The 21,782-nt window shown below is 72.5% G+C and carries 15 protein-coding genes and 1 pseudogene; 5 read left to right on the top strand and 11 right to left on the bottom strand.

Translation table 11 applies throughout. The features are described from left to right. Nucleotides 1–2,447: tetratricopeptide repeat protein (locus KSNIM_RS00875; RefSeq protein WP_263107787.1), on the bottom strand; the 2,447-nt coding region annotated here is incomplete at its 3' end. 2 nt (nucleotides 2,448–2,449) lie between these two features. Continuing rightward, entirely contained in the window at nucleotides 2,450–2,761 is a 312-nt protein-coding gene (locus KSNIM_RS00870) for a hypothetical protein (protein ID WP_263101254.1), read from the bottom strand. 1,550 nt (nucleotides 2,762–4,311) lie between these two features. On the opposite strand from KSNIM_RS00870, the gene KSNIM_RS00865 reads away from it, so the two are divergent. The 5 genes from KSNIM_RS00865 to KSNIM_RS00845 all read left to right on the top strand — a co-directional run bounded on the left by KSNIM_RS00865 (nucleotide 4,312) and on the right by KSNIM_RS00845 (nucleotide 10,576). Then, nucleotides 4,312–5,421: a mechanosensitive ion channel family protein gene (locus KSNIM_RS00865; RefSeq protein ID WP_263101253.1), complete on the top strand. Its 1,110-nt coding sequence runs from the start codon at nucleotides 4,312–4,314 to the stop codon at nucleotides 5,419–5,421. A 303-nt stretch (nucleotides 5,422–5,724) separates the two neighbouring features. Then, entirely contained in the window at nucleotides 5,725–5,934 is a 210-nt protein-coding gene (locus KSNIM_RS00860; protein ID WP_263101252.1) for a hypothetical protein, read from the top strand. 976 nt (nucleotides 5,935–6,910) lie between these two features. Continuing rightward, the gene (locus KSNIM_RS00855; RefSeq protein WP_263101251.1) at nucleotides 6,911–7,249 is read left to right on the top strand and encodes an RNA polymerase-binding protein RbpA; all 339 of its coding nucleotides are present in this window, start codon (nucleotides 6,911–6,913) and stop codon (nucleotides 7,247–7,249) included. A 668-nt stretch (nucleotides 7,250–7,917) separates the two neighbouring features. Next, nucleotides 7,918–8,574 carry a DUF4232 domain-containing protein gene (locus KSNIM_RS00850; RefSeq protein ID WP_263101250.1) on the top strand — a complete coding sequence of 219 codons (657 nt, stop codon included), beginning with the start codon at nucleotides 7,918–7,920 and terminating at the stop codon, nucleotides 8,572–8,574. A gap of 379 nt (nucleotides 8,575–8,953) precedes the next feature. Then, nucleotides 8,954–10,576, top strand: coding sequence for an FAD-binding oxidoreductase (locus KSNIM_RS00845; protein WP_263101249.1), 1,623 nt, complete (start codon nucleotides 8,954–8,956; stop codon nucleotides 10,574–10,576). A gap of 628 nt (nucleotides 10,577–11,204) precedes the next feature. Here KSNIM_RS00845 and KSNIM_RS00840 read toward each other — a convergent pair. The 9 genes and pseudogenes from KSNIM_RS00840 to KSNIM_RS00800 all read right to left on the bottom strand — a co-directional run. Further along, nucleotides 11,205–13,463, bottom strand: a complete 2,259-nt coding sequence (locus tag KSNIM_RS00840) for an ATP-binding protein (RefSeq protein ID WP_263101248.1) — start codon at nucleotides 13,461–13,463, stop codon at nucleotides 11,205–11,207. Nucleotides 13,464–13,750: 287 nt separating this feature from the next. Continuing rightward, complete coding sequence (locus tag KSNIM_RS00835) at nucleotides 13,751–14,533, bottom strand: intradiol ring-cleavage dioxygenase (RefSeq protein ID WP_263101247.1); 783 nt, start codon at nucleotides 14,531–14,533, stop codon at nucleotides 13,751–13,753. 541 nt (nucleotides 14,534–15,074) lie between these two features. Next, the gene (locus KSNIM_RS00830; protein WP_263101246.1) at nucleotides 15,075–15,725 is read right to left on the bottom strand and encodes a lactate utilization protein C; all 651 of its coding nucleotides are present in this window, start codon (nucleotides 15,723–15,725) and stop codon (nucleotides 15,075–15,077) included. After that, nucleotides 15,722–17,161: a LutB/LldF family L-lactate oxidation iron-sulfur protein gene (locus KSNIM_RS00825; RefSeq protein ID WP_263101245.1), complete on the bottom strand. Its 1,440-nt coding sequence runs from the start codon at nucleotides 17,159–17,161 to the stop codon at nucleotides 15,722–15,724. The genes KSNIM_RS00830 and KSNIM_RS00825 overlap by 4 nt, the downstream gene beginning before the upstream one ends. Further along, a complete protein-coding gene (locus tag KSNIM_RS00820; protein ID WP_263101244.1) occupies nucleotides 17,158–17,898 on the bottom strand; it encodes a (Fe-S)-binding protein in 741 nt (246 codons plus the stop codon). The genes KSNIM_RS00825 and KSNIM_RS00820 overlap by 4 nt, the downstream gene beginning before the upstream one ends. Continuing rightward, a complete protein-coding gene (locus tag KSNIM_RS00815; RefSeq protein WP_263101243.1) occupies nucleotides 17,898–18,902 on the bottom strand; it encodes an aldo/keto reductase in 1,005 nt (334 codons plus the stop codon). Before KSNIM_RS00815 ends, KSNIM_RS00820 begins: the two co-directional genes overlap by 1 nt. A gap of 2 nt (nucleotides 18,903–18,904) precedes the next feature. Further along, on the bottom strand, nucleotides 18,905–19,669 hold the full coding sequence (locus KSNIM_RS00810; RefSeq protein ID WP_263101242.1) for an SDR family NAD(P)-dependent oxidoreductase: 765 nt from the start codon (nucleotides 19,667–19,669) through the stop codon (nucleotides 18,905–18,907). A 112-nt stretch (nucleotides 19,670–19,781) separates the two neighbouring features. Then, the gene (locus KSNIM_RS00805; RefSeq protein ID WP_263101241.1) at nucleotides 19,782–20,633 is read right to left on the bottom strand and encodes a fumarylacetoacetate hydrolase family protein; all 852 of its coding nucleotides are present in this window, start codon (nucleotides 20,631–20,633) and stop codon (nucleotides 19,782–19,784) included. 151 nt (nucleotides 20,634–20,784) lie between these two features. After that, nucleotides 20,785–21,760 (bottom strand): annotated as a pseudogene (locus KSNIM_RS00800) (aldo/keto reductase); the annotation flags it as partial. Nucleotides 21,761–21,782 lie beyond the last annotated feature (22 nt).

The following is a 21,782-nucleotide window of genomic DNA, read 5'->3' as shown; positions in this document are numbered from 1 at the left end:
CCCGCGTGGCCTCGCCATCGGGCGAGCTCGTGTCGGGTGGCTAGCGTGTGTGGGTGGTCGCGGCCCAGCACCCGCAGTCGGTCGGGGAGTAGCTCTTCGAGCGCGGTCGCGGCGCCCGCCGCATCCCCCGCCTGGCCGCGCCATCGGGCGAGGTTGTGCCGGGTAGTCAGGGTATGTGGGTGGTCAGGGCCCAGTACCCGCAGCTGGTCGGTCCGCAATTCCTCGAGGGCGGTGGCGGCACCTGCCGCATCTCCAGCTTCCCCCCGCCACCGGGCAAGGTTGTGTCGGGTGGCTAGCGTGTGTGGGTGGTTGGGGCCGAGCACCCGAAGGCGATCGACCAACAATTCCTCGAACGCGGCTGCGGCGTCGGCCGGGTCTCCTGCTTCCCCTCGCCATCGGGCGAGCTCGTGTCGGGTGATCAGGGTATGTGGGTGGTCGTGGCCCAGTACTCGCAGCCGGTCGGGGAGTAGCTCTTCGAGCGCGGTCGCGGCGCCTGCCGCATCCCCCGCCTGGCCGCGCCAGAAGGCGAGTTCGTGTCGGGTGCTCAGGGTGTTGGGGTGGTCGGGGCCCAGTACCCGCAGGCGGTCGGGGAGCAGTGCGGCGGTGTAGGTCGCGGCGCCAACCGGATCTCCTGCCCGACCCCGCCAGAAGGCGAGTTCGTGTCGGGTGCTCAGGGTGTTGGGGTGGTCGGGGCCCAGTACCCGCAGTCGGTCGGGGAGTAGCTCTTCGAGCGCGGTCGCGGCGCCTGCCGCATCCCCCGCCCGGCCCTGCCATCGGGCGAGCTCGTGTCGGGTGGTCAGGGTTTCGGTGTGGTCAGGGCCTAGCACCCGCAGCCGGTCGGCCAGCAGTTCTTTGAAGGCGGCCACAGCACCCGCCGGGTCCCCCGCCTGGCCCCGCCAGAACGCGAAGTTGTGCCGAGCGGTCAGGGTGTCGGGGTGGTCAGGGCCGAGGCGGTTGTCGGCTGTGGTGTGCAGGTGCTGGCAGTAGGCGAGGGCGGCTTCGACCAGGCCGGCCTCGCCAAGGCTAGCGGCTACACGGAAGAGCACGACGTGCGCGTCGGGAGCCCACAGGGCGTCCTTGGCGTGTGCATACAGAGTGTCGGTGTTGGCGCGCAGGATCTGAGCCAGGTCGGTGTCGCGTTCCACCTCGGGCCAAGCGGCAGCCAGAGCGTCGGCGGCGACGCGGACCAGCACAGCGCGATGGCGTTCCGAAAGGGGTTCGCGGGTGGCGCGTTGAATGAGGTTGTGGATGCGTACTACATGATGTGGTGTGTTGGGGGTGTGGTCGGCCAGGGATAGCCGGTGTAGGCACCGCAGCGCGTCGCTGGCATCGTCGGCACTGACCTGGGGCACAACTGGGGCTGAAGTGTGATCCGGGCGGGCGCTGGGGGTGCGGTGGGAAGCGAGGTAGGCCAGGACCGGTTCACTGGTGAGTACGGCGACCGGGATGCCGTTGGGATCCAGGAGGCTGGCCAGTTCCAGCATGGTTCGGGCCAGGCCCGGCGGACGGAGCCGGTTGGCGCGTTCCACAGACAGCGACCAGGCGGCAGCCACGGTGGTGCGCTGGTCGTCGGGCAGGCCGCTGTCATCGGGGACGAGGTCCGGCAGGGTCCGGGCGTGGTCTGCCAGGCGCTTCCGGTAGCTGGTGCAGTCGAGGTCGAGGTCGAGAAGGTAAGCGGCTGCCTGGGCCAGAGCCAGCGGTAGGTGACCCAAGTCGGAGGCGAGGGCGGCGATCTGGTCGGGTTGCTCGAGCCGATGGTGGGTGGCGAGCTTGGCTGCCAGATAGGCGGCGGCCTCGCTGGGGGTGAACAGGTCGACGTCAACCCGGCGGCGTCCCTCGCCGCTCAGGGCCGCGTCGCGGCGGCGAGTGGTGACCAGCACCCGGCCGTCCGGGTGGTGCGGAGGCCACAGTCCGCGTAGGTCGGCGGGGTCGGCCAGGTCGTCCAGAACGACCAGCCACCGCCGGTCTGTGCTCTCCAACCAGGCCATCAGTGCCCCGGCGGAGTATTCCGGGTCGCCCGGGTCGGCGCCGACAAGATCCGCGGCGGCGCGGGCATAGGCGGTCTGAACGGCGTCGCGTCCGGTAGCGGTCACCCACAACAGGAAGTCCACAGACTTGGTGCGCCAGGCGCGGCGAGCGTAATGGGCGGCCAGCTGGGTCTTACCGACCCCACCGGTGCCGGCGAGCACCTGGCACAGCACGGCCGTCCCGCCGGAGGTCACCGCCTCATCCAGGACACCGACCGCACTTCGGTGCTGGAAGCAGTCCGCCTCCCGGGGGATTGTCCCGACCCGGTGCGGCCACCGCACCGCACGCCAGGGAGTGGCGTGGAAGTGGTTGTGCTGGATGCCGTGGTCCCCAGTGATCACTGTGGTGGGACCGGTGAACGTGCTGCCCTCCAATCGGTGGCCCCAGCCGCCCAGCTCGGCGGGCTCCTGCCCCGTCATGATCAGGCTCCGAAGGTGTTGTCCTGCCGGTTGTGGTCCCCGACCTGTACGGCGGTGGGTCCGGAAAAGGTGCTGCCGGTCAGCACCTGGCTACCGCTGGTCGGTTCGGACACGGCCTGTACCCGAGCCACGGCCCGCTCCAAAGCCTCAGCAAAGCCAGGATCGCGCTCGCGGGCATCCTCCAGAGCCAGCTCAAGGCGCTGGCGTGTGCGGGCGCTGGGTTCGGTCTGCCCTGCCGAGGCCTCCTCGGCCAGCCGCTGCAGCGCACTGTCCTGGCCGAGTGCACCGCTGACCAGGTTGTGGAGGTAGTCCATTCCCGTATTCAGGGCACAATCCACCTCCGCGTCCGCACGGCCCGCCACTAGCCGAGCTTTGCGTACCGCCCACGCGAACAGACACCCAACCGCGATCTCCACGCCAGTCATCACACACTCCGATCCGATCTGACACTTCCTCAGACAGTACTCCCCGTCCGGCTCGTGTGGCAGGTCCGAACGAATACTCTGACGGCAACCAGCCTCGCATCGCCTCGCCAACCCGGACGACAACGAGGACGTCGACCCGCTCTACCCGCTGCTCGGCGAGCTTTCACCTCCGGAAGTCCGATGTCGTCCAGCTCGAGATGCGAGGCCGCTCCAGCGCCCTCAGCGCGTGGTTGTGGGTACGCACCCCAGCACAGTGCAACTACCAGCGCACCCACGCCCTGCTCACCGACAGCCTGCGCCGCCACCGCCGGCTGCACCCCGACAACCCGCACGAGACCAGAGGAAGAAGCGGCCAACGAGCCCACCGAGGAACTTCCATGAGGCCCTTCGTGTCCGGGTGGACACCGGCGACTGGCCGGTTGAGCCGACCGAGGGTGATTCACAGAGGACTGGCTGGTTCCGGACGAAGCCCGAACCGGCACCCCTACAGGAGTTCTGATCAGCCTGGACGGATCCACCGTGATCGCGTGCCTGGACACCAACGGCAGGACGGTGGCGATGCTGCTCGCCTTTGACAGGTGATCGGGCAGGGGCGGTCGGAGAGCCCCGGGCTGAGTGCCGCTGCGGGGGCCGCGAGGAGCCGCTTACCCGCCTGTTTCCTTCCCGCTTCCTTCCTGCGGTGACGCGTCGACCCGCCGCCGGTGCGCGTTGCCCGTGCCCGTGCCCGTGCCCGTGCCCGTGCCGTCCGCGCCGCGCGGCCCGCAGGCCGACAGAAGCCCGCCAGCGACAGGCGGGCGTCCCGAGCGGGCGTCCACAGCCGTCCAGCCCGGCCATCGCCGGAGTCCGTTCTGCGCCCGTTCCGCCCTCTGTTCGGCGAGCTGTGCGAGCTGCCCTGCAGCGAGCTTCGCCCGCATCGCCTTCTGGTTGTTCACCCACGCACCCAGGCCGACGTGGACGATCTCGGTGCTCTCCTCCCGCAGGAGCTGGCCGCCGCGACTTCCAAGGGCTCCGTGTGTGGGCGTAGGACGCGGACTTCCCGTTCGGCGAACGCAGCGAGGCATATCGGTTCGGTGTGCGGCGTTGAGGGGCCCGTTCTGTCTGGGGGAGGGGGACGTGTCTGGGTGGTGCAGGGGGGCCTCCCGCCGATGACTGGTGGGGGGTCGACCGCGCGAAACGGGCAGCTCTGCCGTCGTTTGGACGGAGTGGTCGCGCCGTGCTCCCGCCGTGCTTCTGCTGTCCGGCTGTGCGGGGGAACGTCGGGGTCCGGCTGTGGTGGTGGTCGGGCCATGGGGCAGGATGGCACTCCGTTCGGAATGCGTACATCCGCTCCAAAGCGGCTGCGCACAACACGACCTGACAGGCGACACGGTGACGACACAGCACATACGGCGGCCGGCGGCGGCCCGTTCCCTCGCACTCCAGGCTGCGGGGGCGGAACGGTGACCCGGGACCTGGTCCTGCACGACTGGGTGGTGGCCGGCATCGCGCTGGCCTCCGGCTGCGTGGCCGGCCTGGTGCTGCGGGCTCTGATGAAGTGGCTGGGCAAGCACGCGACCAGGACCAAGTGGAGCGGCGACGACATCATCGTCGACGCGCTGCGCACCATCGTCCCCTGGGCGGCCGTGATCGCCGGGGTCGCGGTGGCCGCTTCGGCCCTGCCGCTCACCGCGCGGATCGGGGGGCTGGTCGACCAGTCGCTGACGGCGGTGCTCATCGTCATCGCGACGCTCAGTGCAGCCCGGGTGGTGGCCGGCCTGGTGCAGTCGGTGGCCGCGTCCCGGACGGGCGTCGCGGCGTCCGCGACCATCTTCGTCAACATCACCCGCATCGTGGTGCTGTCGATGGGCGTCCTCGTGGCCCTGGAGACCCTCGGGGTGTCCATCGCCCCGCTGGTCACCGCCCTCGGGGTGGGCGGTCTCGCGGTCGCGCTGGCGTTGCAGGACACCCTCGCCAACCTCTTCGCGGGTGTGCACATCCTCGCCTCGAAGACGGTCCAGCCGGGTGACTACATCCGGCTCACCAGCGGGGAGGAGGGGTACGTCGTCGACATCAACTGGCGCAACAGCGTGGTGCGCAACCTGTCGAACAACCTGGTGATCATCCCCAACGGCCGCCTGGCGCGGACGAACATGACGAACTACTCCCAGCCCGAGCAGAAACTGTCGATCCTGGTCCAGGTCGGGGTCGGCTACGACAGCGACCTGGAGCACGTGGAGAAGGTCACCCTCGACGTCGTCGACAGCGTGATGGCCGACATCAGCGGTGGAGTGCCCGACCACGAGGGCGCCGTCCGTTTCCACACCTTCGCCGACTCCAGGATCAACTTCACGGTGATCCTGGGCGTCGGCGAGTTCAGCGACCAGTACCGGATCAAGCACGAGTTCATCAAGCGCCTGCACCAGCGGTACCGGACGGAGGGCATCTCGATCCCCGCGCCCACGCGCACAATCTCGCTGCAGCAGGACGCGGCGGGCGCACTGTCGTCCCTCCCGCCGGGTCCGCACCAGTGGGAAGCGTCGTCCGAGGTGCTGGCGGACCGGAGCAGGTAGCCGGCGCGGCACCCGGCTGCTGCTCCGGCCGAACCGGGTGCGCTGCCCCGTCCGGGTGGGCGCGGGGTTGGGTGGCCGCGGGGCGTGGGACACACGGGGGATGACGAGCTCTCCCGCCCGCCGCCGGCCACGCCGCCGACCGCCCAACCGCACCGCTGTGCCCGTCCGCCCGACCCTGGTGGCGGCGTCGTCCGGCCTCGCGCCCGTCGTGTTCTGCTGCCGGCGCAGGGAACGTGGGCTGCGGGGCAGGGCGGCAGCGGCGACTTGGCACGAGCCGGTGTGCTCGTCCGCGGGGACACGCCTGTGACCGGCAGTCCCGCCGAGGAAGTTGACGGGGCCGAAGGCACCTGGGTGGCGGCACCGACCGGCCGTCTGCCCGGTGACATCGCGGCCAGGATCCGGGCGGCCCGGGAAGCAGGGGTCGAGGAACGTCACATCCGGCTGATCCTCGCCGAGGCCTTCGCCGCGCCCGCCGCGGTGGCGCTGGGTGATCAGGGCCGGGCGGGTGCCTGAGTGGGACCGTAGACCGGAAGGGACCTCTGGCTCCAGTACGGGGCCGGCAAGGGACCCGCGCCCGCCGTGGCGTCCGGTCTCGTTCCCTGGGGCAGGCCGACACGGGGGGAGGAACGGCAGCAGCACGGCCACGCGCGGGGGGCCTTGGCTCACACCTCAGCTCTCGGCCGGCACCGCCCTGCGACCGGTCCGGGCGACACGGGACGACCGCTGGGCCCCTGACGTCTGCCACGACCCGGCCGGCTGGCGGCCCGTCCCCGACTTCGATATCGGCCCGCTCCCGACCGAAGCACCCGCCGCCCACCACAGTTCGCCGCCCAGCCACCCGCACTCGCCCACGACTCCCGGATCACGTGTGGCCGGCGCCGAGGCGTTACGCTCCGCTCGGAATCGCACCGTACGGGCCTCCAGCCCACGGCACTACCGTCCGGGACGGGGTTCACGAACTGCTGCCCGGCCGGGCAGCCGTGGTGCCCTGGACCGGGTGGTCGAACAGTGTCGGCCGGTCCGATCGGTGCCGGGGCGCGCCCCACCACGCCCCCGGCCCACACCCGGACGTATCTCAGGTGAGCCCGCCGTGGCGTTCCATGGCGCGTCGTCATCGGCCGGTCCGGGCCCGCTGACAACGCGGAGGGCAAGCCTCCGCGCCGAACACGGTGCGGAACGTCGCCGAGGTGTTCGTGGTGCCGGTACCGGCGGTCGCGTGGCGATCCAGCCGCTCGCGTTCGCCTGCGCGCCATGCGGTTCGCCTTGTTCCGTCGAGCCCGTATCGGCCTGTGTGCCGGTTGACGGTGGCGCGTTTCACCCCGGGCGGAGCGCAGTTCTGACGGGAAGCTACAGGGTGTCGATCTCAAGCGATCGGCGGCGGCCGGGCGCCTGCGTGGGGGGCTGTGGTCCGGGTCCTGCCGGGGTGGCCGTACGCTGGGCGTCCCCATGCACATCCGAGGCGTGGACATCGTGGCCGAGGAGAGCGATCGTGGCACAGGGACGTGGCGGCATCAGGGGTGCGCGGATCGGTTCGGGGCCGATGGGGGAGTCCGAGCGCGGCGATCTCGCCCCTCGAACGGCGGTGTCGTTCTGGTGCGGCAACGGCCACCGAACCGAGATCAGCTTCGCGACCGAGGCGGTTGTCCCGCAGGAGTGGGACTGCCGCAGCTGCGGTCTGCCCGCAGGCCCCGACCCCGAGGACGTGCCGGTCGCCCAGGGCAGCGCGCCCTACAAGACGCACATGGGCTACGTGCGGCAACGCCGTAGCCAGGAGGACGGCGAGATCCTGCTCAACGAGGCACTGGCGAAGCTGCGCGGGACCATCTGAGCTCCCCGGGAACGGCGTCGCGGCCGCTGCCGGGCGGTGCTCCTCCCGCCCCGGGGACGGCGGAGCAGGACACGTCGGGGTGGCGCCGGGCACCTCACCGACGGTCGGAGCCTCCGCGGTACACGCCGACCGCATCGGTGTCGGCCGACTCCAGGTTCCGACGGGTCGGTGGTGTCCCGGGTGCGGTGGCCGGGGTGTGCGGTACCGCGACCCGCCGGTCCGGCAGCATGTCACCCGAGCGGTGATGTTCGCCGGTTGCCAGTGCGTCTGCGTGGTGACCGGCGACCCGTCACCCTGCCTGGTCGGCGTGCGCGGGGACTGGGGCCGTGTGACTCGTGCTGCCGTGGGTCGTGGTGGTGGCGCGGTCCGAGGTCAAGGTGGTCCGGGTCACGGGTCTGTCCCGGCGGTCGGCGTCGGTGTCGGTGACGGCGTTGGTGGTGCGCGGTGGTGGTGTGGTCCGGTGTCCGGCAGGTCGGCGGCGGGGCGCGGCGTGGTACGGCGGCTGGCGGCGCGGGTGGTTTCCGGCCGTACATGTCACAGCACTGTCCTGGGCGTGGCCCGGGCGGAACGGTTCGCCCGGGCGGGTGGTCCTGGTCTTCGAAAGTCCGCTCGCGAAGCCCGCTCGTGCCGAGCACCGGGCATCGCCGTTCGACCCGGAGGAAAACACCATGCGCGTCCGCACGCTCGCCATCGCCGCCCTGGCTGTCACCGCCGCCCTCTCGCTCACCGCCTGCCAGGACGACGGGACGGGCTCCGCTCAGGGCGCCCCGACTGCCGCCCCGACCGCGTCCACCGGCGCCACCCCCAGCGGCGGCCCGGCTTCGGGCGGTTCGGCTTCTGGCGGTACGGGGAAGGGCGGCACGCCGTCGGCTGCCGTGCCGTCCGGTTCCACCGGGGCGGCGAAGACCGCCAGGTGCCGGACCGCGGACCTGACCGTCACCGCCGCGGACCGCACGATCACCGGCGACACCGACAACACCGTCGTGGTCGAGCTGAAGAACCACAGCGGAAAGGACTGCACGCTGTCCGGGTACGCGGGCGTCGACCTGAAGACCTCCGCGGGCACGCTGTCCGCGAAGCGCTCCGGCGAGCCGGTCGTCACGGGCGTCGTGAAGAACGGCAAGTCGACGTACTTCCACATCAGTTACCCGGCCAACACCTCGGGCGGCTCCGGCGTCCGGATCACCGGCCTGGTGGTCACCCCGCCGGACGAGACCCATGCGGTCACCCTGCCCTGGCCGGGCGCCGGCTCGCTGCCCGTCACGGACGGCAGTGGATCCCCGGTGAAGATCGGCCCGATGGGAAGCGCCGGCCAGGGCGAGTGACCACGGGCGCCCCGCCCCGGCCTGCCCCGGCCCGTCGGCGGCCACGACGCCTCCCCCGGGACCGTCCGGCCGGCCAGCCGAAGCAGCGCATTGCGGCGCGCAGGTGCCGCAGGTGGGAGACGTCGCCGGGGAGCGGGTCCGGGGCGGCACGGCCGAGCGCCGAGAGCCTGTCCGCTCCGCTGCTCCCCGGCGGGCCACCTTCTCGCCGCTCTCCGCACACCCGGCCCAGCGTGTGGGCGTGTCCCCGCCGCGGCCAGCGTCTCCGGGCGGACGGCTGCGGGGTACGCTCCTTCGCTGGACCGACCGCCCACACCGTACCGGCAGGGCCGGCGGGTGGCGCGGGGCGGCCGGTCCGGGTCGAGAGAGAGCGAGCCAGGGCATGGACGATCGGACCGTCTCCCGCAGGGCCGTCCTGGGGGCCGGTGTGCTGGGGGCCGCGGGCGCGGTGGGCCTCGCCGGGTGTGCGGGTGGTGGGGCGGGGCCGCAGGCCTCGCCACGGGCGACGGGCTCGACCACCGCGGCGCCGTCGGCCTCCGCGAGCGTGCCGCCGTCCGTCTCTCCCGGCTCGCCGAAGGCCGCCGACTGGGCGGGGCTGGCCCAGGACCTGGACGGGCAGTTGATCCGCCCCGGGGACGCGCGGTACGCCGCGGCCGGTCGGCTGTTCCAGCCGCAGTACGACGCGCTCCGGCCCCAGGGCGTCGCCTACCCGGGGCACGCCGAGGACGTGGCCGCCTGTCTGGCCTTCGCGCGCCGGTACGGGCTGCCGGTGGCCGCGCGCAGCGGCGGGCACAGTTACGCCGGCTGGTCGTCCGGGAGCGGGCTGGTGATCGACGTCAGCCGGCTGGCCGGGGTGTCGGGGGATGCGGCCGGGGCGCGGGTCGGTGCCGGGGCGCGGCTCATCGACGTGTACACCGACCTGGCCGCGGCCGGGGTCACGGTGCCCGCCGGGAGCTGCCCGACGGTCGGGGTGGCGGGCCTCACCCTCGGTGGCGGGATCGGTGTCACCGGCCGGGCCTACGGGCTGACCTGCGACAGCCTCACCGGGGCGGAGGTGGTGACGGCCGACGGCCGGATCCGGACGGTCGACGCTTCGGTGGAGCCGGATCTCTACTGGGCGCTGCGCGGCGGGGGCGGCGGGAACTTCGGGATCGTCACGTCCCTCTCCTTCCGGACGCATCCGGCCGCGGACTGCTCGTACGCGTTCCTGAGCTGGCCGTGGTCCAAGGCGGCGGCCGTCATCGCCGCGTGGCAGGCGTGGGCGCCGGCGGCGCCGGACGCGCTCTGGGCGGACCTGCACCTGCTGGTGTGGGCGGACGGGCGGACCCAGCTGGGCAGCACCGTCACCTACCTCGGGCCGAAGGGCGAACTGGCCGACCTGATCGACCGGTTGGCGGTCGCCCCGGCGACGCCGACGCTGCACGGGGCGTCCTACCTGGCGACCATGCAGGCGATGGGCGGCGTCACCGGGTACTCGCAGGCCGCCTCCCACCTGCCGGGCACCCTCCCCGGCCAGAACCCCGCCGGGCGGGTGCCCCGCGAGTCGTACGGAGCGAAGTCCGACATCTTCACCCGGCCGCTGGACGACGCCGGCGCCCGTGCCCTGGTCGCCGCCGTCGAGCGCTACCCGCGCACCGGCCCGCAGGGCGGCAGCGCCGGCGTGGCGTTCGACGCCCTGGGCGGCGCGATCAACCGGGTGGGTGCGGGCGACACCGCCTTCGTCCACCGCAACGGGCTCTTCACCGCGCAGTACACCGCCAACTTCCCGGCGGGGGTGACCGGGGGCACCGACGCGGACCGCTCCTGGAGCTGGCTGGACGGCGTGTGGACGGCGATGCGTCCCTACGCGAGCGGGCAGGCCTACCAGAACTACATCGACCCCCGCCTGGACGGCTGGGAGCAGGCCTACTACGGCGCGAACGCGGCCCGCCTCCGGAGCGTCAAACGCAGCTACGACCCGACCGGGCTGTTCCGCTTCCCCCAGGCCGTCCCGCTCGGCGGCTGACGCGGCCACGGCCGGGGCGGCTGGGGCCGGTCGGCGGATGCCGCCCCGGCCGTGGCCGGCCGAAGACGTGGGAGGGAGCTGTCGAGGAGGAGACCCCCACGGCCGGCAGCGCACCCTTCCGCGGCCCGTCCGGCGCCCCGCCGCCGACCGGGTCTGTTCGTCGGCGGGTCGCAGGAGGGGCCCGTCTGTACTGAGAAAGCACCGGTCCCGTCCCACGAGCGGGGGCGGGGCGGGACCGTTCTCGTCGGGCGGACCCGGCAGAGTCGACCGAGAGGCGGAAGCGCCGCTGCCCTACCTCCAGGTGTCCCGCCGGTCCGGCCGCTCGCACGGTCCTGCTCCCACACACGGCCGTCCCGAGACCAGCTCCGCACCGTCAGGCGCGCCGCTGCTCCCCGCCCTGCCGCCGCCGGCCTGGGTTCCCCGAGTCACCGCGGCGCACCTTGGCCGGTTCTCTCCGGGGTCGTGACCACCGGCCGCGTCCGGGCCGTACTCGCCGATCGGCAAGTACGGCTCAACGAACTCCCAATCGGCGTCTGTCGGTTGCACTCGCACCACCCAGCACGATCTGTCGGACGAGGCGCACCCGCGAGGGCGAAACCGGCAAACTGATCACAAGCCGATACGTACCCTAACCGTCCATGGTTCGGCTGGCCGCCCACAGGGCGATCCGGGTGCGTGATCGCAGGCCGAGCTTGTCCCGGACCCTGTCCAGATGGGTGGCGACGGTTCGCGGCGAGAGGCCGAGTCGCTCCGCGATCTGGCGGTTGGTCAGTCCTTCGGAGACGAGTTCGGCGACCATGAACTCCCGTCCGGTGAGGAGGGAGCGGTCCTCGGCGGCCGCAGTGGCGTCCGTGGCGGTACGGCGGTCGCTGCCCTCCGTCCGCAGGGCGTAGGCGACGAGCCGGTCGCCGTGCAGCCGGCGGCCGCCGTCGAGGGCCGCGTCCCGAGCGGCTGCCGACAGCAGGGTCCGCGCGCGAACCGCGGCCTGCTCCACGCGCTGTCGCCACGGGGCCTCCGGCTCGGTGTCCAGCCGGCGGCGTGCCTGGGCGCTCGCCTCGTACAGGCAAAGGGTCCGCCGCATGTCGCCGCTCTCGGCAGCCACGAGCGCCAGGCCCTCGACGGGGTAGAGCGCGTGGAAACTCGCCTTCGGGACGATCCCCAGCACTTCGGCGAAGAGGGCCTCGGCGCTCCGCAGGCGGCCGAGGGCCAGCCGCACGGCTCCCGCGGTGTGCAGGGCGGCCGCCGCCCGGCTCCAATGTGCGTGTTCTCTCAGCACCGGCAGACAGCGCTCCATCAGCACGTCGGCCTCGGCCGCCCCGCCCCCCTGCAGCAGGGCCCAGGCCAGGTGATGGGTGCACCATGCGGTGTCCTGCGGTCTGCCGAGCCCCTCGACGAGGCCCAGGCACTCGCGCAGGTCGGTGACGGCCGCGGCGAATTCACCGCGGCACAGCCGTGCCGCCGCCCTCGCGTCCAGCGCGTTGGCAAGTCCGGACGGGTGACCGCGCCTGCGTTCCAGGCGCACCGCCTGCTCGCCGAGGAGCAGCGCCTGTGCCAAGTCCGCCTGCTGGCAGGCCACGCGCGTGGCGAGTGCGGCCACCGCGCCGCCGGGGGCTGGCTCGTCGGTCCCCCGGAGCAGTCCCTCCAGCAACGGACGGGCGGCCGAAGGCTGCTCCTGCTGGTAGTGCACGCGGGCCAGCTCCAACGACAGCCGTCTGTACGGTGCGGCGTCCCGGTCGGTGGTGTCGGCGAGGGCCGCAGCGAGGTTGTCCCGTTCGGCGACGAGCGGACCGCCGGTCTGGTCGGCGAACACCTCGTTGCCGACCACGTCCGCGAGGCCGTTCAGCCACGTGAGGGCCCGCCGCCGGACGGTGTGCAGTTCGCCCGACACGACCAGGCGTTCCATGGCGTAGGCGCGGATGGCACGCAGCTGCCGGAACCGCGCCGGCTCCGCGTCTCCCGGCAGCCGAACGATCAGGGATTTGGCCTCGAGAGCGCACAGGATGCGGAGGACGTGGTGGGGTGCGACGCCGCTGCCGGCGCAGACCGCCTCGGCCGCCCCGGCGTCGAATCCGCCGACGAGCACTGCCAGTCGCCGGAAGACGGCCCGTTCCTCCGGATCGAGGAGCCGATGGCTCCAGTCGATCGCCGCGGCCAGCCCGTCGTGGCGGCGGGGGCCGGTCCGGTTGCCGTCGGCCAGGAGCGACAACTGCAACAACCGGTCGTCCAGCCCCGCGAGGATGTCTCCCAGGGGAAGGGCGCCGACGCGCCGCGCCGCGAGTTCGACGGCGAGCGTCAGCCCGTCCAACCGGCGGCATATCTCCGCGACGGTCGCACCGTTGTCGCGCCCGAGTGCGAAGCCCGGTGCACGGCTCGAGGCACGTTCGACGAACAGCCGGATTGCGTCGGACCGCAGGAGAGCAGTCGGATCGTTCCCGGTGCCGACGGGTGGCACGGGCAGCTCGCCGACCCGGAACACCGTCTCCCCGGGTACCCGCAGGGCCTCCCGGCTGGTGGCCAGGATCCGCAGCCCGGGGCAGTGGCCCAGCAGGGTTGCGGCGAGCCGGGCGCACGGCTCCGCCAGGTGCTCGCAATTGTCCATGATCAGCAGCCGGTGGGTGTCGCCGATGGCACGGACGAGTACGTCGGTGCCGGATCGCCCCGCCCGCTCGCCCAGGCCCAGCGCGGTGGCCACGGACTGCGCGAGCGGGGCGCCGCTGTGCAGCGAGTCGAGTGCGACCACGTCCACCCGCGCGTGGCGCTCGGGCAGCCCTTTGGCGAACTCCAGCGCCAGCCGTGTCTTGCCGACGCCGCCGGCACCGGTCAGCGTGAGCAGACGCGACGCCCTCAGCAGCGTGCGCAGGCTCGACAGCTCCTGCCGCCGCCCCACGAAGGAGTCGAGCGCTCTCGGCAGCCCACGGCCCGGATGCGGTGGGGAGGCATCCGGTGCGACGGGCCGTTCCTTCCCGGCCCCGTCGTGCGTCGCACGCTGTCTGAACGCTCGTTGCCGGCAAGCGTTGGAGCAGTACCGGGCCGGCCGGCCGCCGCGTGGTGCGGCGGCCAGCGCGGTTGCGCATGACTCACATGTCCGATGCCGGGTCATTCCCGATTCCTGGCCGCGGGGTTCTGGGACGAAACGTTCCGGACCTGCCGACCCGGCCCGCCGTCGCGAGGTGGTCAGGGCGTTGCGGCGGGGTCGACACCGAGGACGACGGTGCCCGTCACCCCCTTGCCGAGGTCGCTGCCGGCCTGTGTGATGGTCAGCAGGGTCGAGGAGCCGCCGTTGCGGTAGATGCCGTCCCTCGCGTTGAGGGTGCGGGTGGCCCTGTTGCTCCGGTAGGGGGTCAGGGCGGCGACCTTGGTGTTGTAGGTCTCGGGGAAGTAGAGCTGGCCCGTGTGGGAGACGTGGCCTCCGTGGTAGGTCCCGTTGGACACCGTGCCGCCGGCATGGGTCTTGACGTGGATGTGGAGCGCGCGGCCGACGTACCAGCCGGGGTAGACGGTGGTGAACTCCGCGACGCCGGTGGAGTCGGTCAGTTGCACACCCCGCAGGAAGGTGGTGTCCGGGGTGGAACCGCCCGCGACGTAGCCGGAGTAGACGCCGAGTGCGTCGCAGTGCCAGATGTCGACCGCCGTGTTGGGCAGCGGGCGGCAGCTCGCGATGTCGACGACCGTCACACGAAGGGTGAGTGGCACGCCCGCCTTGCCTTCGGTGATGTCCTTGCGGACGGTCTCGAGGTCCAGGTAGTAGGGGCCCTCGGTCTGCTCGGGCGTCAGGACACAGGAAGCGGCCGGTCCGGCGACAGCCCGCGGCGTGCTGCCTCCGTCCGCAGCCGTCGCCTGTGAGGCTGCGAATCCGAGGGCGGCCGCGCCGAGGGCGGCGCCGCCCAGGGCGGTGATGACGGACCTGCGGGTGGCGCCGGCCTGATCCGCGGGGTTCTGGTGGGGGGTATCGGTCATGCCGCCACGATGGGGCGTGCAGCGGTCGAGGGGATCGGCCGGATGACCGATGAATCGAGTGCGTTACGAAACCCTCCGTGTCTCCGCATTGCCGACGACCGGGGCCGACCGCAGAGGCTGCGGCGGCCGTCGCCGCAGCCGGACCGTGTGATCGTGGCTGCGGGTGCCAAGGAGGTTCCCCGCCATCTGCACCACGGATCGCGTGTCGGGGGAGGGTGTGGGGGTGGTCCTGGTGGAAGTCCACGACGAGACCCAGCGTGTCCGGCAGGACGTCGGGCTCCAGGCTGGTCACGTACGTGCCGTCACCCTGGCGTACGTCGAGCACCCTGATGACCGACGGGGCCTTGACCGCCTCCCGCCGCGAGCCACGGGAGAGGCCGAGCCGCTCCGCGAGGTCGGCCTCCTTCGGCAGTTCTCGCCAGGGCGCAGTTCGCCGCTCACGATCACGGCCTTGATCTTCTCGATCGCTTCGTCGGTGACTGGCGCGGCGCCTTCCCGATCAGCTGGTCCCCGCAGCACAGAGGCTCGCCCGGGGCGGTCCTCAGGACTGCGGCGAAATACCGGGATCGACGATGATGACGTCCAGGGTGCGGGGGCCGTGCACGCCTTCCACGCGGTCGAGTTCGATGTCGCTGGTGGCGGACGGGCCGGAGACGAAGGTGAGCGGGCGGGTGGGGTCGAGGCGGGCCAGCGCTTCGGGGATGTCGTCGGCGATCAGTTCGGCGCCGACGATGCACAGGTGGTAGTCGGGCACCAGGGTGAGAGCTCGCCGGCCCTGGCCGGGGCCGGTGTCGAGGACGATGGTGCCGGTGATCGCGATGCCGGCGCAGGCGAGCGTGATCGCGCCGTCCAGACCGTCCAGGGCGGGGACGCCGAGCGGCTCGGCGTGCCACTCCCAGCCGCCGGACGGCAGCAGCTCGTCCGGGAAGCCGCTGGGCAGGGCGAGCCGTCGGGCCCCGTGCCGGGTGAGGGCTGCGGCGATGGCGTCGCGCAGGCCGGCGCGGTCGGTGCGGGTCACGGTGGCGCGGTAGTCGGCGACCCGTTCGGCGAACAGCGCGACGGTGTCCTGGCCGGGGCCGGTGTGGCTGCGGTGGTAGTCGCGCGGGACGGGGACGTCGTCCGGCCTCTCCTCGGACGGGACGTCGGCGAGCGCGGCCCGGATTCGGGCGAGGACGGTCTCACGGCCGGTCATCGGTTCTCCCTGTTCTTTCGCCACCAGGTCCGGAAGGACTCGGCCGCCGGCGCGGGGGTGTCGCGGCTGTCGGACCAGCCGTGCAGTGGGCCGGGCAGACGGCCGATGTGTCCGCCGCGGGCGAGGGCCCGACCGCCGAGGGCCGCGGCCTTCTGCGCGGCGCCCAGCAGGCGTGGGGAGTCGAGGACGGCGGCGGCCGCCTTCATCGCCAGCGCCTCCGCGGACCGGCCCTTGGCCGCGACTGCCTCGGCCCGCAGGTGGGTGAGCACTTCGGGGATGTTGATCTTCACGGGACAGGCGTCGTAGCAGGCTCCGCACAGCGTGGAGGCGAACGGCAGCGAAGCGGTCTGCTCGATGCCGACCAGCTGCGGGGTGAGGACCGCGCCGATCGGGCCGGGATAGACCGAGCCGTAGGCGTGGCCGCCGGTGCGCTCGTACACCGGGCAGACGTTGAGGCAGGCGGAGCAGCGGATGCAGGCGAGCGCCTGGCGGCCGACCTCGTCGGCGAGCGTGTCGGTGCGGCCGTTGTCGAGCAGCACCAGGTGGAACGCCTGCGGGCCGTCGCCGGGGGTGGTGCCGGTCCACAGCGAGGTGTAGGGGTTCATCCGCTCGCCGGTGGAGGAGCGTGGCAGGAGCTGGAGGAAGACCTCCAGGTCGGTGAAGGCGGGCAGGACCTTCTCGATGCCCATGACGGTGATCAGGGTGTCGGGCAGGGTGAGGCACATCCGGCCGTTGCCCTCCGACTCCACCACCGCGACGGTACCGGTGTCGGCGCAGGCGAAGTTGGCGCCCGAGACGGCGACCTTGGCGCTCAGGAACTTCTCCCGCAGGTGCAGCCGGGCGGCCTCGGCCAGGGCGGCGGGCTCGTCGGTGAGCCCCTCGGGGGCGGGACGGCCCCAGCTGCCCATCTCCGCTGCGAACAGGTCGCGGATCTCGCCGCGGTTCTTGTGGATGGCGGGGACCAGGATGTGCGAGGGCCGGTCGTCGCCGAGCTGCACGATCAGTTCCGCGAGGTCGGTCTCGTACGCGGTGATGCCGGCCTCGGCGAGGTGCTCGTTGAGGCCGATCTCCTGGGTGGCCATCGACTTGACCTTCACGACCTCCCGTTCGCCGGTGGCGCTGACCAGCCCGGTGACGATCCGGTTGGCCTCGTCCGCATCGGCGGCCCAGTGCACGGTGCCCCCCGCCGCGGTGACCGACTCCTCCAACTGCAGCAGGTAGCGGTCGAGATGGCGCGCGGCGCGCCGCTTGATCGCTGCCGCCGACTCGCGCAGCGCCTCCCAGTCGTCCAGTTCCGAGGCGACCGCGAGGCGCTTGTCGCGGATGGTCGTGGTGGCGCGCTTCAGGTTGGCGCGCAGCCGGCCGTCCTTCAGGGCCTCGCGGGCGGCCTTCGGGAACGGCGGGGAGCCGAGCCAGACCACGCCTCGGCCGGTCATCGCGGTCCCCCCTCGGTCGCGGCGAGGATCTCGGCCAGGTGCATGGTGCGCACGCCGCTGCCCTCTCGGGAGAGGCCGCCGCCGATGTGCAGCAGGCAGGAGTTGTCGGCGGCACACAGCACCTCGGCCCCGCTGTCCACGACTCCCCGCATCTTGTCGGCGAGCATCGCGGCGGAGGTGTCGGCGTTCTTGACGGCGAAGGTACCGCCGAAGCCGCAGCAGGAGTCGGCCGCCGGGATGTCGACCAGGTCGAGGTCCTTCACCGCCTTCAGCAGTCGCTGCGGACGGTCGCCGAGCCGCAGGCCGCGCAGCGAGTGGCAGGTCGGGTGGTAGGCGACCCGGTGCGGGAAGGCCGCGCCGACGTCCGTCACACCCAGGACGTCGACCAGGAACTCGGTGAATTCGTGGACGCGGGGCACCAGCTTCGGCACATCGGTCCGGAGCCGGGCGCTGCCGTGCTCCTCGGCCAGTACCGGATGGTTGTCGCGCACCATCCCGGCGCAGGACGCCGACGGGGTGACCACCGCGTCGTACTCGCCGAAGACCCGGGCGAAGCGCTCCACCAGCGGGACGGCCTCGGGCCGGTAGCCGGTGTTGAAGTGCATCTGCCCGCAGCAGGTCTGTTCCTGCGGGAAGTCGACGCGGTGGCCGAGCCGTTCGAGGACGTCGACCACGGCCCGGCCGGTGCCGGGGAACACGGTGTCGTTGAAGCAGGTGATGAACAGGGCGATCCGCATCAGCCCGCCTCCCCGGGGGTCGGTACGTCCTCGGGCAGCAGCCCGCGCTCCTTCAGCTCCGCCCACAGGACGTCGGGGATCGGGTGCCGGAGCATCGCCGCGGCGTCCCGCACCTCGCCCGCGGTCCGGGTGCCGACCAGCACGCTCGCGACGGCCGGGTGCCCGAACGGGAAGCGCAGCGCGGCGGCCCGCAGCGGCACCCCGTGCCACTCGCAGACCTCCTTCAACTCCAGTGCCCGGCACAGAAGTTCGTCCGGTGCCGCGGCGTAGTCGAAGGTCGCGCCGGGCTTCGGGTCGGCGAGCAGGCCGGAGTTGAAGACGCCGCCGACCACCACGCCGACGCCGCGCTCGGCGGCCAGCGGCAGCAGTTCGGTCAGGCCGCGCTGGTCGAGGAGGCTGTAGCGGCCGGCCAGCAGGACCACGTCGATGTCCGTCTCGCGGACGAATCGCGCCAGTGCCTCCGCCTGGTTCATGCCGACGCCGATCGCACTCACGACGCCCTCGGCGCGCAGTCGCGCCAGCTCCGGGTAGGCCTCGCCGATGGCCTGGTCGAGGTGCTCGTCGGGGTCGTGCAGGTAGGCGATGTCGACCCGGTCCAGGCCGAGCCGGTTGAGGCTGTCCTCGATGGAGTGCCGCACGCCCTCGGCGCTGAAGTCCCAGCGCCTCCGGTGGGTGGCCGGGACTGCGAACCCGTTGGCGAGGTCGTCGCCACCAAGGTCGTCGCCGCCGAGGGCGGCCGGCTCCAGCAGCCGGCCGACCTTGGTGGAGATGACGTACTCGTCGCGGGGCAGGCCGTGCAGGGCATCGCCCAGACGCCGCTCGGACAGTCCGAGGCCGTAGTGCGGGGCGGTGTCGAAGTAGCGGACACCGGCCTCCCAGGCGGCGGCGACGGCCTCCTCGGCCTCGGCGTCGGTGACCGGGGTGAACAGGTTGCCGATCGCCGCCGCGCCGAAGGCGAGTTCACTGACCCGCACCGGCCCCGACCTGAGGATGTTCTGGTGCATGGTCACGCCTTCTGTTCGGGTCGCAGGCGCAGGCCCGCCATGCCGCCGTCGACCGCGAGGGCGGTGCCGGTGACCGAAGCGGCCGCGGGCGAGGCCAGGTAGGCGATGGCGGCGGCCACCTCCTCGGCGGCGACCATGCGGCCGGTGGGCTGACGGGCGTTCAGCGCGGCGCGTTCGGCGACCGGGTCCTGAGCGGCCGCCAGCAGCCGGCCCACCCAGGGGGTGTCGACCGTGCCCGGGTTGACGCAGTTGAACCGGATGCCCTCGCGGACGTGGTCGGCGGCCATCGCCAGCGTCAGCGACATCACGGCACCCTTGCTGGCCGCGTACAGCGCGCGCTGCGGCAGACCGGTCGTGGTGACGATGGAGCCGATGTTGACCACCGACGCGTGCGAGGACCTGCGCAGGTACGGCAGGGCGGCGCGGGTGGTACGGACGATGCCGACGACGTTGACGTCCAGCACCCGCTGCCACTGCTCGTCCGCGTTGTCCTCCACCGTGCCGATCGCACTGACGCCCGCGCAGTTGACCACGACGTCGATGCCGCCGAAGGCGTCGGCCGCCGCGTCGACGGCGGCACGCACGGAGGCGTCGTCGCCGACGTCGGCGGTGAAGCCCGTCAGCGGCTCCTTCAGCGATGCGGGGTCGAGATCCAGAACGGCCACCCGCGCGCCGTGTTCCGCGAGCAGGGACGCGGTGGCCAGGCCGATGCCGGAGGCACCGCCGGTGACCACTGCCGCCAGTCCCGCAAGATCTGCGGCCGTCATGCCATCACCTTCTGCTCGTCCGCCGGCTCGGTGGCCCGGAAGGAGGCATCCGGGTCCCGGCGGGTGTCGGTTGGCGCGTGGAGCGCGGTGGTTGCGGACAACGGGGTGCCTTTCACGCGTTGCGGAACGTCTGGCGCTGGGTGCCCAGGCCGTCGATGGACAGCTCGACGGCGTCGCCCTCGCGCAGGTAGGGGGTACCGGGCAGGCCGAGGGCCACGCCGGCCGGGGTGCCGGTGTTGATGACGTCGCCGGGGTTGAGCACCATGTACTGGCTCAGGTACCAGACCAGGTGGGCGATGTCGAAGATCATGTTTTTCGTGTTGCCGTCCTGGCGCAGCTCGCCGTTGACGGCCAGGCGCAGGCCGAGCGCCTGCGGGTCGCCCACCTCGTCCGCGGTGACCAGCCAGGGGCCCATCGGGTTGAAGGTCTCGCAGGACTTGCCGAGGTCCCACTGCGCGGAGAACTCCAACTGGAACTCCCGCTCGGAGACGTCGTTGCTGATCGTGTAGCCCGCGATGCAGTCCACCGCGTCGGTGGGGTCGGCGAGGTAGCGGGCCTGGTGGCCGATCACGACGGCGAGTTCCACCTCCCAGTCGGTCTTCACCGAGCCGCGCGGGATCAGCACCTCGTCGTACGGGCCGACCACGGTCGCCGGGTCCTTCATGAAGACCACCGGACGGTCGGGGATGGCCGCCCCGGTCTCCTCCGCGTGGTCGCGGTAGTTGAGACCCACGCACACCACCTTGCCCGGCCGCGCCACCGGCGCACCGACCCGCAGACCGGTGACGTCGACCTCGGGCAGCTCACCGGCGGCCAGCGCCGCCCGGGCCCGCTCGACCCCGCCCGAGGCGAGGAACGCCCCGTCGACGTCCCCGGTCAGCTCCGAGAGGGCGAACACGCGTCCGTCCTCGCCGCGGACTGCCGGGACTTCCTCGCCCGGTGCCCCGATCCGAAGCAACTTCATGTCGAACTCCTATCAACACATCGGATGAATCTGCGGCGTCCCGACCATGAAAGTCGAGGGCGGAGCATGACAGGGGGTCATTCCGATGTTTTCCTTTGCCGATACACCAGATGAATTCCCTGGCCGGGAGCTGCCAGTCAGCGTCGGAGCCCGAACTCGGCACGTCCGCTCTGATCAGGCCTTCGGCGCGCAGATGGTCCCTGAGGCCTGCGGGGACGGGCCGGCGGTGGAACTCCGCGTTGCGTCCGACCTGTTCGGCGGTCCGCGTTCCCAGGGTGACGTCGACGACGCCGGGATGGGTGTACGGGAAGCCGATGGCGGCGGGCAGGGTGGTGCCGTGCTGCTCACAGACGTCGGCGATGGCCTGCGCCCGCTGGACCAGGTCCGTCGGGGCGTCCTGGTGGTCGTACGTCATGCCGGACGCGGGCCTGTCATGGGAGAGCAGTCGGGAGTTGAGCACGCCGACCGCGAGGACGCTCTTGCCCGGCTCCTGCGCCGCGGAAAGGACGTCGTCCCACGCGGACTGGTCGAGGAGGGTGTAGCGCCCGGCGGGCATCACCACGTCGGCGGCCGTCTCGCGCAGGAGGCGGGCCGGCATCGCCGACTGGTTCATACCGGCGCCGATCGCGCCGCTCACGCCCTGGTCGCGCAGGTCCGCGAGCCGGCATGGCCTCGTCGGCGGCCTGTCTCCCGTGGTCGTCGGGGTCGTGCAGGTGGACGACGTCCAGGCGGTCCAGGCCCGTGCGCCGGAGCGTTTCCTCGAAGGAGCGGAGCACCCCGTCACGGCCGAAGTCCCCCTGGCGGCGCAGGTCGTCGCGGACGGCGAAGCCCTCGCTGTCGACCCCGCACGGCCGCTCGTTGGGGACGAGCAGCCTGCCCACCTTCGAGGAGATGACGTACTCCTCCCGCGGGCGCACCTGATGAGCGTCGCCGAGGCGTCGCCCGGCGAGGCCGAGGCCGTAGTGCGGTGCGGTGCCGAAGTAGCGGATCCCGGCGTCCCCGGCCGTGTCGATCGCGGCCGCCGTGTCGAAGCTCGGGGTGACGCGGTACAGGTGGCCGATCACCGCGGCACCGAAGCCGAGCTCGGTGACCGCGACCGGTGTGTTCTGGATCTTCCGGAGGCGCACGAGATGCTCCCTGTCGGTACGG

It is taken from the genome of Kitasatospora sp. DSM 101779 (assembly GCF_025655475.1).
Classification (GTDB): domain Bacteria; phylum Actinomycetota; class Actinomycetes; order Streptomycetales; family Streptomycetaceae; genus Kitasatospora.
This window is presented reverse-complemented; position numbering and strand designations above follow the sequence as displayed.